At 47.2% G+C, this 13129-nt stretch carries 14 protein-coding genes; 12 read left to right on the top strand and 2 right to left on the bottom strand.

Annotated elements, in window-relative coordinates; translation table 11 throughout:
- Positions 1 to 48 precede the first annotated feature (48 nt).
- Positions 49 to 1038: a malate dehydrogenase gene (locus LZT21_RS06290; protein WP_233989906.1), complete on the top strand. Its 990-nt coding sequence runs from the start codon at positions 49 to 51 to the stop codon at positions 1036 to 1038.
- A 14-nt stretch (positions 1039 to 1052) separates the two neighbouring features.
- Positions 1053 to 1436 (top strand): hypothetical protein, encoded by a 384-nt coding sequence (locus LZT21_RS06285; protein WP_233923652.1) that lies wholly within the window; start codon positions 1053 to 1055, stop codon positions 1434 to 1436.
- A gap of 2 nt (positions 1437 to 1438) precedes the next feature.
- Here LZT21_RS06285 and LZT21_RS06280 read toward each other — a convergent pair whose 3' ends face one another.
- Positions 1439 to 2650 carry a DUF2863 family protein gene (locus LZT21_RS06280; protein ID WP_233936852.1) on the bottom strand — a complete coding sequence of 404 codons (1212 nt, stop codon included), beginning with the start codon at positions 2648 to 2650 and terminating at the stop codon, positions 1439 to 1441.
- Between the two features lie 11 nt (positions 2651 to 2661).
- The gene (gene yaaA / locus LZT21_RS06275) at positions 2662 to 3438 is read right to left on the bottom strand and encodes a peroxide stress protein YaaA (RefSeq protein WP_233989904.1); all 777 of its coding nucleotides are present in this window, start codon (positions 3436 to 3438) and stop codon (positions 2662 to 2664) included.
- A 14-nt stretch (positions 3439 to 3452) separates the two neighbouring features.
- Between yaaA and LZT21_RS06270 the strand changes: the two genes are divergently transcribed.
- The 10 genes from LZT21_RS06270 to LZT21_RS06225 all read left to right on the top strand — a co-directional run bounded on the left by LZT21_RS06270 (position 3453) and on the right by LZT21_RS06225 (position 13116).
- Entirely contained in the window at positions 3453 to 4697 is a 1245-nt protein-coding gene (locus tag LZT21_RS06270; RefSeq protein WP_255696443.1) for a pyridoxal phosphate-dependent aminotransferase, read from the top strand.
- Positions 4698 to 4725: 28 nt separating this feature from the next.
- Complete coding sequence (locus tag LZT21_RS06265) at positions 4726 to 5448, top strand: glutathione binding-like protein (RefSeq protein ID WP_233923655.1); 723 nt, start codon at positions 4726 to 4728, stop codon at positions 5446 to 5448.
- A gap of 60 nt (positions 5449 to 5508) precedes the next feature.
- On the top strand, positions 5509 to 6363 hold the full coding sequence (locus tag LZT21_RS06260; protein ID WP_233923656.1) for a 3-hydroxybutyryl-CoA dehydrogenase: 855 nt from the start codon (positions 5509 to 5511) through the stop codon (positions 6361 to 6363).
- Positions 6353 to 6823, top strand: a complete 471-nt coding sequence (locus LZT21_RS06255) for a DUF3429 domain-containing protein (protein WP_233923657.1) — start codon at positions 6353 to 6355, stop codon at positions 6821 to 6823. The genes LZT21_RS06260 and LZT21_RS06255 overlap by 11 nt, the downstream gene beginning before the upstream one ends.
- A gap of 4 nt (positions 6824 to 6827) precedes the next feature.
- Positions 6828 to 8138 carry a replication-associated recombination protein A gene (locus LZT21_RS06250; protein WP_233923658.1) on the top strand — a complete coding sequence of 437 codons (1311 nt, stop codon included), beginning with the start codon at positions 6828 to 6830 and terminating at the stop codon, positions 8136 to 8138.
- A 44-nt stretch (positions 8139 to 8182) separates the two neighbouring features.
- Complete coding sequence (locus LZT21_RS06245) at positions 8183 to 8608, top strand: LexA family transcriptional regulator (protein WP_233989902.1); 426 nt, start codon at positions 8183 to 8185, stop codon at positions 8606 to 8608.
- Between the two features lie 61 nt (positions 8609 to 8669).
- Positions 8670 to 9983, top strand: coding sequence for a Y-family DNA polymerase (locus LZT21_RS06240; protein ID WP_233923660.1), 1314 nt, complete (start codon positions 8670 to 8672; stop codon positions 9981 to 9983).
- Positions 9984 to 10066: 83 nt separating this feature from the next.
- Positions 10067 to 10645: a peptidylprolyl isomerase gene (locus LZT21_RS06235; RefSeq protein WP_233923661.1), complete on the top strand. Its 579-nt coding sequence runs from the start codon at positions 10067 to 10069 to the stop codon at positions 10643 to 10645.
- A gap of 41 nt (positions 10646 to 10686) precedes the next feature.
- Positions 10687 to 12516: a bifunctional chorismate-binding protein/class IV aminotransferase gene (locus LZT21_RS06230; protein ID WP_233989900.1), complete on the top strand. Its 1830-nt coding sequence runs from the start codon at positions 10687 to 10689 to the stop codon at positions 12514 to 12516.
- Positions 12517 to 12555: 39 nt separating this feature from the next.
- Positions 12556 to 13116 carry an NUDIX hydrolase gene (locus LZT21_RS06225; protein ID WP_233989898.1) on the top strand — a complete coding sequence of 187 codons (561 nt, stop codon included), beginning with the start codon at positions 12556 to 12558 and terminating at the stop codon, positions 13114 to 13116.
- The last annotated feature ends 13 nt before the right edge of the window (positions 13117 to 13129 follow it).

The raw sequence follows: 13129 nt of genomic DNA, 5'->3' as shown, positions 1-13129 counted from the left end.
TAAAGGGATAATAGAAGTAATTTTTAACCTTCATCTGGAGTTTTAGTAATGGCAAAAGCACCCATGCGCGTCGCAGTTACCGGCGCAGCCGGCCAAATTGGCTATTCCCTGCTGTTTCGTATTGCCAATGGCGATTTATTAGGCAAAGATCAACCGGTGATTTTGCAACTGCTTGAAATTTCTGATGAAAAAGCGCAAAAGGCACTAGCAGGCGTGATGATGGAGCTCGATGATTGCGCCTTCCCCCTCCTCGTGGGTATGAGCGCTCACAGCGACCCCATGACGGCATTTAAAGATGTTGATATTGCGATGCTGGTCGGAGCTCGTCCACGTGGCCCTGGCATGGAACGCAAAGATTTACTCTCGGCTAACGCCCAAATTTTTACTGCACAAGGTAAGGCGCTCGACGCTGTTGCCAAACGCACAGTCAAGGTCTTGGTAGTGGGCAATCCCGCTAATACCAACGCCTATATTGCGATGAAATCAGCGCCAGGCTTACCCGCTAAAAACTTTACTGCGATGTTGCGCCTTGATCACAATCGCGCGCTTTCTCAATTGGCGGCGAAAATGGGCAAACCAGTCGCTGAAATTGAAAAATTAATTGTCTGGGGAAACCACAGTCCGACGATGTATCCAGACTATCGCTTTGCCACGATTAACGGCGAATCGGTAGAAAAACTGATTAATGATCCAGCTTGGAATAAGGATGTTTTTATTCCTACAGTTGCGAAACGCGGCGGCGCCATCATTGAAGCTCGCGGCCTATCTTCTGCGGCTTCGGCTGCAAATGCAGCTATTGATCATATGCATGATTGGGTGCTTGGTACTAATGGCAAATGGACCACAATGGGTATTGCCTCAAAAGGCGACTATGGTATTCCAGCTGAAATGATTTATGGTTTCCCCGTTATTTGTGCAAATGGGGAATATCAATTGGTTGAAGGTTTAGCCATTGATGAGTTTTCACGTGAACGCATGACTCACACCTTGAATGAATTACTTGAAGAACAAGCAGGCGTAAAGCACTTACTTACTTAATTAAGGAACACAACATGAAAAAAATCGCACTGGTACTACCTCTCAAAATCGCGCTGGCAAGTACTGCTTGCTTAGTTGCATTAACGAGTCAAGCACAAAGTCTGCGCAATTCTTCGCCCTTCTCTTGGACCTGCAGTAATGGCATGGAACTCAAAACCTCCGGCACAGCTGAAAATCTCACTTTAGAATGGAACTCGAAAAACTTTGTGATGAACAAAGAAACGTCCTTACCCGGCAGTTTGCGCTATAAAAATATGGACACGGGTCTAGACCTCGTGGTGTTGGGCAATAAAGCCATGCTCTTTAATATTAAGAGTGGCGTACGCTTAGCTGATTTTTGCCAAACTGCTGACATGAAAGGCGGCAAAGACCCTCACCTGTTTACTAAAGTCGAATAAGACTAATGAAATAAAGGTTGTTGGGTAGGAGAGTCTTCTGGCATTTCCGCATGCACCACTTCACCTAGACGATCTGGGAACAGGGGCGCCCCACAGTCGTCACACAATTCGGGCGCAAACAAAACGGCGTGTCGAAAAACGTCTTCAATTCCAGCATCCCGTAGCGCGTCACAAATTTCTTTAATGGGGCTTTCATCGTTTGAAACATCATTTAACGCGTCGTTAGCAACATGTTCGCGATCGTAAAGGGGCCAAATTACGCCATAGACAACATCGCCCGAACCCTTCATGCTAAAGGCTAAACGATATTCATCGGCCTGCTCTTCGCCAAAAGCACCAACTACACATGATAAGCCCGCCGGAATGATGCTCAGCGCAGATTCTAGAAAGTTAACCGCTGCCCGAATACTCAGGGGACGCACTTGTTTATCCGCTAAGCGGCAATTAGTGAAATATGCTTCAGGCAATAGTAAATTAAATTCACAGCCAGGAAACAAACTTGCAATTGGCTCATGCATAGCCGCTTGCCACTCGACTAAACTCACGCCACGCTCTTGTCTGGACGGGGTTTCAGCCTGCCAACGAAATAACGGTTGCGAACTGGGAGCGGCAATAACCGCAATAATAAAACGCGGATCTGCTAATACTGCAATTGTTTCAGACATACCGCGCATCTCTAATTTCATCTCGCTAGCAGAAACTGCTGCCGTCGATAAAGCATCAAGCAAAATCCGGGTTTGGCAATGCGAATGGGGCATTTGATCGATGCTATATAACCAAGGCACAATTGCTAGACGCGTATCGGTGGCGGCAATCGAACGTTGTAGTGCTAAAGCAGTTGCTTCAATCACTTGCACAGGCAAAGCGCCCGACGGAATTTGATACCGCGTATGCGCCACAATGGGCATGGCAATTAAGAGTGCATCCCAACTTTGCCCTTCGTATTCAAGCGTCAGCGATTCGGCTAAAGTTTCTGCGTTATCCGCCAAAACTTCAAAAGCGACTGTATTAATTTTAAAAGTTTGATCTAATGCTGCGTCAATCACGTTTTGATTTTGGCTTTTTAGCAGGCGCGCTAAACGCTCAAGTAAGCGAAGTTCCCAAAACTCATCCTCAATTCGACTACCCGATGCCGCGAGGGAAATCGCATCGGCCACTAAGCGATCGGCTTCGGGCGAAGAACGTTGTGAGGTTTTTGAACGGTAGACAGCCATAATGAAAAGCCTTAATTTTTTTCTGCGCGATAAAAAACCGGTTGTAATGGCTTGGATGCTGCTGCATTGTAGCGGTAGCCAGCTAAATTAAATTCCCTTAAATCAGCGGCGTCTGTAATTCGCTTGTCAACTACGAAACGCGTCATTAGGCCACGCGCCCGTTTTGCATAAAACGAAATAATTTTGTATTGCCCTGCTTTCGCATCTTTAAAAACTGGGGAGACAATAGGGCAATCGAAGTCTGCAGCTTGCAACACCTTAAAGTACTCCTCGGAAGCCAAGTTTAGTAAAAAAGGATTTTTTTGGCTCGCAAGGATTTTTTTTAGTGCTTTGGTAATCCGCTCACCCCAAAACTCATACAGATTTTTCCCCCGCCCATTTTTGAAGGCAGTGCCCATTTCTAAGCGATAAGGCTGCATTAAATCAAAGGGTTTTAGCACCCCATACAGCCCCGAAAGAATTCGCACATGGTCTTGCGCAAAATCTAAGGCCTTGGCATTTAAGGTGCTGGCATCCAAACCGTCATACACGTCGCCATTAAAGGCAAAAAGGGCTTGCTTGCTATTTGCCGCGGTAAATTTACTCGACCAATCGCGAAAACGGCCGACATTTAAGGCTGCTAATGGATCAGATAGACCCATTAGCTTAGCTAATTGTGGGGGCGAGAGTGTTTTTAAGCTGGCAATCAATTCAGCGGCTTCGGGCACGAATTCAGGGAGAGTGTGCTTTTTCAGCTTCACTGGGGTTTGGTAATCTAACGATTTTGCAGGGGAAAGAACGATCAGCATGGCACAATTTGGTTATGAAGAAACAAGATTCCCCCTATTTTAGCGACAGCACGCCACCATCAGCACATTCCGCTGCAATTGCGCCCTTTCCCTCGCGCTTACCACACGTGGGGACGACCATTTTTACTATCATGTCGGCGCTCGCCAGCGAGTCAAAGGCAATTAATTTAGGCCAAGGTTTCCCCGACTTTCCGTGCGATCCCGCTCTGATTGCAGCAGTGAGTGCTGCCATGATGGCTGGTCATAATCAATATCCACCCATGGCAGGTATTCTTGAATTACGCCAAGCGATTGCCGAGAAAATTCTAGCTTTGTATGGCAAAAGTTATCAGCCTGAAACCGAAATCACAATTACTGCGGGAGGGACACAAGGTATTTTGACCGCTGTGCTCTGTTGTGTTCATTCTGGTGATGAAGTCATTTTGCTCGAGCCAGCGTACGATAGCTACCAACCCGCCATTGAACTAGCAGGTGGCAAACCCATTGGCATTGCGCTTCAAACCATCCGCGATCAGAAAGGCCAAGTAACTTCTTATGAAATTCCTTGGGAGCAATTAAGTCAGGCGATCAATAAAAAAACTCGCCTCATCATGATTAACTCACCCCATAATCCTACGGGCATGGTGTGGAGTAAGGCCGACTTAGATCGCTTGGCAACACTACTTGCAAATACCGATGTCCTAGTTTGTAGCGACGAAGTATATGAACATATGGTCTACGATGGCCAAGCGCACCAAAGCGTTGCTAGTCATCCGCAATTGGCTAAACGTAGCTTTCTGATTTCGAGCTTTGGCAAAACCTATCATGTCACTGGTTGGAAAATTGGCTATGTGGCGGCACCAGCCGAACTTACGCATGAGTTTCGTAAGGTTCATCAATTTAATGTCTTCACGGTAAATACGCCAGTGCAATATGGTATTACCCAGTATCTAAAGACTGCCGCACACTATCAAAATTTACCGCGTTTTTATCAAGCTAAACGGGATTATTTTCGCGCCGGTTTAGCGAACACGCGCTTTCAACTCCTGCCTTGCCCTGGTACTTATTTTCAATGTGTCGATTATTCCGCCTTAACCGTGCCCGAAGCAAAATTGAATGAAAGTGATTTTTGCCGTTGGCTGACGACTGAAATCGGCGTCGCGGCTATTCCGGTTTCAGCCTTCTATGCCAAGCCACTGGAATCAGGCGTCGTGCGCTTCTGCTTTGCTAAGCAGACCGAAACGTTAAAAAGTGCATTATTACGCCTCCAGCACTTGTAAAATCAAGCAATCACTTTAAGGAAACCAGATGGTAAAGAAACACACGCCCATGGAAGTCTATAGCTGGCCAACCCCCAATGGGCACAAGATCCATGTGATGATGGAGGAATGCGGTTATCAATTAGGCCGTGATTGGGACGCTTATGCTGTGGATATTGGCAAAGGCGACCAATTTAATCCTGATTTTTTAACGATTAGCCCCAATAATAAAATTCCTGCTTTAGTCGATCCGCATGGGCCTGATGGCAAGCCAATTCATCTCTTTGAATCGGGTGCAATTTTGCTCTATCTCGCCGGGAAAACAGGTCGCTTTCTACCGAAATCAACCCGCGATAAATATGTCGTCATGGAATGGTTGATGTTTCAAATGGGAGGGGTTGGGCCCATGTTAGGCCAAAACCACCACTTTCGTCTCTACGCGCCTGAAAAAATTGACTACGCCGTGAATCGCTATACCAATGAAGCCAAGCGCATTTATGGGGTCATGGACCGACAACTGGCCAAGCATCCATTTATTGCTGGCAAGGAATATACGATTGCTGATATTGCGACTTATCCTTGGACCCGCAATTGGAAAAATCAGGGTATTGAATTGGATGACTTCCCCCATTTTAAAAAATGGTATGAAAAAATTGGCGCTCGCCCTGCAGTTCAACGCGGCGTCCAAGTACTTGCAGAATTTCGTAAACCGCTAACTAACGCTCCCGCGAAAGATCAGCTCTTTGGCATAAGCCCAAAGCAGAAAAGCTAAAACCAGATTAAGCAAGTGCTGCAACATTTAATGTCGTAATTATTTAATAGAGAGTATGCCGTGAAAATTCAATCAGTCGGAATTATCGGCGCAGGCACAATGGGTAATGGCATCGCGCAGGTTTGCGCAGTTGCTGGTCTTGATGTCGTAATGATCGACATGAACGATGCTGCGGTTAAGCGTGGTCTAGATCAAATCAATACAAGCTTAGATCGCCTCATTAAAAAAGCGGTGCTTACAGCTGAAGCGAAAGAAATTGTCCTACAAAAAGTAAAAGGTAGTACTAACTATAACGATCTCGCTGGGCTCTCAATCATCATTGAAGCTGCTACCGAAAATCAGGCGACTAAAGAAAAAATTCTGCAGCAAATTGATGAGATTGTTAGCGCCGAAACGATTATTGCCACCAATACCTCTTCACTATCGATTACTAAACTCGCGGCCTTAAATTCCAATCCAGCGCGTTTTATCGGCATGCATTTTTTTAATCCACCGCCCTTAATGGCTTTGGTTGAGGTCATTCGCGGTCTACAAACTAGCGATGCCACTCATGATGCGGTAATTGCAATGGCTAAATATATTGGCAAAGAACCGATCACCGTTAAAAATTCACCCGGCTTTGTAGTGAACCGCATTTTGTTGCCGATGATTAATGAAGCATTTTTTGTGCTGGCCGAAGGTTTAGCGAGCGCTGAAGATATCGACGCGGGTATGAAATTGGGTTGCAATCAACCTATTGGTCCCTTGGCATTAGCCGACTTAATTGGTCTTGATACTTGTCTAGCTGTCATGCAGGTGTACTTTGAAAACTTTAGTGATTCAAAATATCGGCCTTGCCCCCTCCTCCAAGAGCTTGTGGCGGCCGGCTACTTAGGCCGTAAAACAGGCCGTGGCGTGTATCAATATGCCACTTAAAGCAGTACGCCTTCTGGGTTACGCCGGCCTCTTACCGTTTATTGGTTTGACATTCGTAACGCAACTGGGCTCAACGCCGAATAATTTTCTCGCCGCTGAATCCTTAGCGGGATATGGCGCAGTCATTGTGGCATTTTTAGGTGCAATCCATTGGGGTGCTAGCTTGCGCTCAATCAACTCAACTCCTACTACTGCCACAAGGTGGAGCGAACGCAATGCCTGGGTGTGGGGTGTGATTCCGGCCTTAACCGCTTGGTTGGCCTTGCATCTCTATATTCCGGTAGCGCTGCTCATTTTGGCAGCGCTATTGCTGATTCAGTTAGTAATTGATAAAACTACTTACCCCCACTACTTCAGCAATGAAGTTGCTTGCCGCGTATTCCTGCAGATGCGCACCCATCTCACTTTCGTGGCGATGGCTTGCTTAGCCTGGAGTGCTAACGTGATTCTGCTGAATTAAACGTATGGGCGAGCTCTTTGATACGCAGCCGCCACCACCATTAGCCGAGGCTTTACGCCCTAAAACAATTGACGCAGTGATTGGTCAGACCCATTTATTGGCAGCTGGCAAACCGCTAAATCTCGCCTTTGCTTCAGGTCAACCGCACTCGATGATTTTATGGGGGCCGCCAGGTGTAGGTAAAACCACTTTAGCGCGACTGTCTGCACAAGCCTTTCAACGCGACTTCATTGCTATTTCTGCAGTCTTGGCAGGCGTAAAAGAAATTCGCGAAGCCATTGAACGCGCCCAGCAAACCATGGCGCAATTTGGCCGCCAAACAATTTTATTTGTCGATGAAATTCACCGCTTCAATAAAAGTCAACAAGATGCACTCTTACCCCATGTTGAATCGGGCCTCTTTACTTTTATTGGTGCCACTACCGAAAATCCTTCCTTCGAAGTCATCTCAGCGCTCTTATCACGTGCGCAAGTCTATGTGCTCAAACCGCTCAGCACCGCTGAGCTCAAGCTACTCTTAACCCGCGCGCGCGCTGCTGCACTCCCCGATATCGCCTTTGATAGTGCGGCCATTGAAGCTTTAGTGGCACATGCCGATGGTGATGCCCGCCGCTTACTCAATTTAGTCGAACAAATTCGCAATGCCCTCTCAGCCCCAGGCTGTGAAGTCAAACAAATTGATCAAGCTTATGTGCAAAATACCTTGGCGAGCAATGTCAGGCGCTTTGATAAGGGCGGCGATCAGTTTTATGATCAAATTTCTGCTTTGCATAAATCCGTCCGCGGCTCGCATCCCGATGCAGCGCTCTACTGGTTATGCCGCATGCTTGATGGCGGCGCCGACCCACGTTACTTAGCCCGCCGGATTGTGCGCATGGCCTGGGAAGATATCGGCTTGGCCGATCCCCGCGCGATGCAATTGGCTAACGATGCAGCGCAAACCTATGAGCGACTAGGCTCACCTGAAGGTGAATTAGCCCTTGGTCAAGCAGTCGTGTATTTAGCAGTAGCGGCTAAAAGTAATGCGAGTTACAACGCCTACAACGCCGCACGCGCCTTTGTGGCAGGCGACCAAAGTCGTGAAGTACCAATCCATTTACGTAACGCGCCTACTCAGCTAATGAAAGGGCTTGGTCATGGTCACGCCTACCGTTATGCACACGATGAACCCCATGCTTATGCTGCCGGTGAAACTTATCTACCGACTGGTATGCCAGAGCCCCGCTGGTATGAGCCAGTTGAGCGCGGCTTAGAAAGCCAAATTGCGGAAAAAATGGCTTTTTTGCGTCAATTGGACGTCGACGCGAAGAAATAAGCGATTGTCAAAAAACTCCCCTATACTGTATAAAAATACAGTATATGCAAAATTCACTTATTCGCCCCAAATACCCGCTGCAAGTCGCTCGTTTTCCGCTCTACGCCTGCCCGGCTCCGGCAGGTTTTCCTTCGCCTGCCGCCGATCATTACGATAAGCGCCTTGATCTGAATGAGCATCTGGTTTTGCATCCCGAAGCGACTTTTTTTCTACGCGTCAAGGGCGACTCGATGATTGGCGCCGGTATTCACGATAACGATTTATTGGTGATTGATCGCTCAGTCGAGCCCACCCATGGCCGCGTCGTCATTGCTGTAATTGATGGTGAGCTCACCGTTAAACGACTGCATCGGCAGCGCGGCAAAATTATTCTTAAAGCTGATAATCCCAACTATCCCGATCTGGCCATCGCAGCCGACCAAGAATTACAAATTTGGGGCGTGGTCTCACACGTAATTCATAAGCCATAGCCCTTCGTCACCGCCTCTCGACTAGCAATTTTCTTCCCATTCTGGCCATTCATTCTTTTTCATGCCCCAACCATTTAATAGTGCACCATCTACCTTTGCGCTCATTGACGCCAATAATTTTTATGTTTCTTGTGAGCGCGTCTTTAATCCGCAGCTAGAAAAAAGGCCCGTAGTTGTACTTTCAAATAACGATGGTTGTATCGTCGCGCGTAGTCAAGAAGCAAAAGATTTAGGTATTGGCATGGGCATCCCTTTTTTTCAAGCTAAACATCTAATGCAAAGCCATGGTCTCATTTGGTTTAGCTCCAACTACACACTCTATGGTGATATGAGTGCGCGTATGATGACTTTACTTAGCAGTTTTGCACCCCAACAAGAAATTTATTCCATTGATGAATGCTTTCTCGATCTAACCGGCATCCATCATGATGCCGTCAGCTATGGCCAAACCATTCGTCGGTCTACGCGGCGCTACTTAGGTTTACCCACTAGCGTAGGTATCGGCAAAACCAAAACCCTCGCCAAATTAGCAAACCATCTCGCCAAAAAACGCCCACAGTATGGCGGTGTTTTCGATTGGCAGGCTTGTGAGCCCTTGGTAGAAGATTGCTTAATGGCCCAAATAGATGTCGGTGAAATTTGGGGTGTTGGTAGACGCTTACGCGTGCAATTAAGAGCGCTGGCAATTCAAACTTGCCGCGATTTGAAATATGCGCAGGCCAGCTTAATCCGTCAACGTTTTGGCGTTGTACTCGAGCGCACAGTTGCAGAATTAAATGGCCTCGCTTGTCTCGCCTTAGAAGATACCCAAACCAATCAGGAAAAGCGCAAACAACAGATTATTTCGAGTAAAAGTTTTGGTCAACCCATTACCACATTGACCGATTTAAGTGCAGCCGTATTAAGCTACACTGCGCGCGCGGCAGAAAAATTGCGCCAACAAGACTCAGTCTGCTCACATATCGTCGTATTCATCCAAACGAATCCTTTTTCCAGCCAACAAAAACAGTATGCGAATAGCCTTACCTTACCCCTGATTGTGGCAAGTAACGATACCCGTCGCTTAGCACAACTCGCGGTCTTAGGCATCGAAAAAATCTATCGCGCAGGGTATCGCTATAAAAAAGCAGGGGTCATCCTACTCGGATTACACCCTGCTACGCAGCAACAAGGGAATCTATTCGTGGCAGATGCGCCTGCGCGCAATAATAAAGTCATGCATGTCATGGATCACCTCAATCAAAAGTATGGTGCCAATACCTTAAGCTTGGCTGGTGCTGGTCTGCAGCCACACTGGCGCATGCAGGCGTCCCAACGCACCCCCAACTACACTACCGCTTGGGATGAACTAGCGCAAGCCCATGCTGATCGTTAGAACCCAGAACACTAATACTCAATACAATTAGGGATGACTGCCTTGCAGCGTAACTTATTCAGCTCTTTTTAAAGGAAATTGCTATGCGTAAAATTCTGGTTTTATTCACAACTATCGTCAGCCTGGCTTGCTTTGCACAATTCGCCTATGCAGGCCCTAAAGTTGAAATGAAAACGACTTTGGGTAGCTTTGTGGTTGAATTAGATGCAACTAAAGCGCCTAAATCAACTGCTAATTTTTTGAATTATGTCAAAAGCGGTTTTTATAATGGCACTATTTTTCATCGTGTCATTGACGGCTTCATGATTCAAGGTGGTGGCTTTACTGCCGAAATGGTACAAAAACCAACCCAAGCACCAATTCCTTCAGAAGCCCAAAACGGCCTCAAGAATCAAGCCTACACCATTGCCATGGCACGTACTGCCGATCCTGATTCAGCCACTGCACAATTTTTTGTTAACGTCAAAGACAATGAAGCCCTCAACTATCCCAATGCTGCAGGTAATGGTTATACCGTCTTTGGCAAAGTGATTTCAGGCATGCAAACTATTGATGCCATCAAAAAAGTGCAGACTACAACGGTAAATGTGCCTGGTGCGGGACGCTTCGCTGATGTACCAACCGTGCCGGTTGTGATTCAGTCGGCCACTATTTTGAATTAAGCTAATTCATTTCCGCCAACTAACTGCCGTAAGCGTTCACAATGATCTTGCTTGATGATGTTGAAAGCACGCCTGCGCTACCAACCAGTCGCCTCTACCGCCACCCAACTCAATACTGGGCTGCTAAACAGGTCACAGAAATTGCTAGCTGTCTTACGGCAATTGAGTCTGCGACCCAACAAGGTCTCTATGTAGTCGCTGCCTTTGCTTATGAATTAGGTCACTATTTACAAGGCATGTCGTCGCGCAATGATCATGCGCCGCAACCTGCTAAAGCAATGACCGAAGATCCTTTAATTGAAGCCTGGGCTTTTTCAACGGTCAACAAGCTGAGTAAAACAGAGGTAGATCAATGGCTTTTGGCAGAGCTACAACAATTGCCGCCAGATGAAGCGAGCGCAGGGGTAGCTCATTTAAGTGAGTCCCTTTCAGCAACAGACTTCAGTGCTGATATTGCGCGCATTCAAGCGTGGATACAAAGTGGCGATACCTATCAAATTAATCATACTTATCAAGTGCGAGGTCAAGCCTATGGTGCACCACTAGCTCTCTATGCCCGCTTACGCGCCCGTCAACCAGGTCGTTATGGTGCATTTGTGGCGGCCAACACACATTATATTTTGTCGCACTCGCCCGAACTCTTTGTCCAGCGCACTGGCCAGCAAATTGCGGCGATGCCGATGAAAGGTACAGCCAATGCACTTGAAAGCTCAACTGCAGCATTAAGCGCCGACCCTAAAAATCGCGCAGAAAATGTCATGATTGTAGATTTATTACGTAACGATCTTGGTCGCATTGCGCTTACTGGTAGCGTTACTGTGCCTGCATTATTTGAAGTGGCCCGTCATGGTGATGTATTACAGATGACGTCAACCGTCACCGCCCAATTACAGCCTAGAATTTCATTACAACAAATCTTGGCGGCAATTTTTCCTTGTGGTTCGGTCACTGGTGCGCCCAAAAAACGTAGTATGGAAATTATTCGTTCGCTCGAACCCCAAGCTCGCAACTATTACTGCGGCGCTTTAGGTTGGTTTGATCCCAACCAAGACTTTGCTTTAAGTGTACCCATTCGCACCATTCAATTAAGTCGCAATGCCGCAACCCAAGCAACCCATTTTGTGATGGGAGTAGGTGCAGGCATTACCAATGATTCAAATCCAGCCGCAGAATGGGAAGAGTGCCAAGTCAAGTCGGGTTTTTTAAGTCATTTACCCAGTAGCGTGGGTTTATTTGAAACCATCCGCGTCACTACAGGCCAAGCAGTACAACTGGCTTCCCACTACGCCCGTTTAACCAAATCAGCACAGAGTTTAGGTATTCCCATTTCATCATCACAGTGGCATAGCTGTGTTGAAGATGCCCTCCAGCAAATTCCTGCGCAGGGTGAGTTTCGTCTTAGAATCGATTTATCGCCCGCGGGCTTGTTGTCATTTCAATTTAGCGCGCTAGCGGCCCTACCAAGCCCAGTCAACATTTTTTGGGCGCAAGATTTGCTCCGCGATCCTGCCATGGCCATCATGCATTCCGGTAATCTGCTCTTACAACATAAAACTACTCAACGCTTAGCCTACGATACGGCTTGGCAAGCGGCAGTTCAGCAAGGCGGCTTTGATGCCCTCTTTACTAATGAGCAAGGCATGGTTACCGAAGGGGGGCGGAGTTCGCTGTTTATCCGTCCCAAAGAAAGCCAGCAATGGTTAACGCCACCCCTCACTGCGGGCGTCTTACCTGGAATCATGCGCCAACAGTTACTCGATGATAATCAGCGTCAAACCCATGAGGTCAACCTGACTGTTGCTGAAGTCTTAGCTGCCGAAGAGATTATTATTTGTAATGCCCTACGTGGCCCCTTGTCGGCCACTTTTTAATATCACTCCCGCATTCCGCCTTAATAAAACGAATTCCTGATGAAATATTGCACCTGCTGTGGCTCACCCATCACCCTACACATTCCCGCTGATGACACTCGTCTGCGCCATGTTTGTACGGTTTGTCAACACATTCACTATCTCAATCCCCGTAATGTAGTCGGAAGTATTCCCATCTGGCAGCAGCAAGTATTACTCTGTCGGCGGGCGATTGAACCACGTTTGGGTTTCTGGACCTTACCCGCAGGATTTTTAGAAATTGGAGAAAGTACTAGTATGGGTGCAGCGCGTGAAACTCTCGAAGAAGCGGGTGCTGAGGTCGATATTGGGCCGCTTTACTCCCTGCTAAATGTGGCTCATGTCGAGCAAGTCCATCTATTTTATTTAGCGCAAATGCGTAGCGCAGATTTTTTAGCGGGCACGGAAAGTTTAGAGGTAGCCCTATTTAATGAAGCCGATATTCCTTGGTCTGAGATTGCGTTTCCGACTGTAAAACAAACGCTGCTCTGGTTTTTTGCTGATCGGGCTGCAGGTAAAATGGCTACGCACTTCGCTGGCAGTATGCATAGCCGAGATATTCTCCCGCACGAAAAAATCTAAGTGGTAATTACTC

It is taken from the genome of Polynucleobacter sp. IMCC 30228 (assembly GCF_021395205.1).
In the GTDB taxonomy this organism is placed as follows: domain Bacteria; phylum Pseudomonadota; class Gammaproteobacteria; order Burkholderiales; family Burkholderiaceae; genus Polynucleobacter.
Note: the sequence above shows the minus strand (reverse complement) of the source record. Positions and strands in the feature narration are given on the sequence as shown.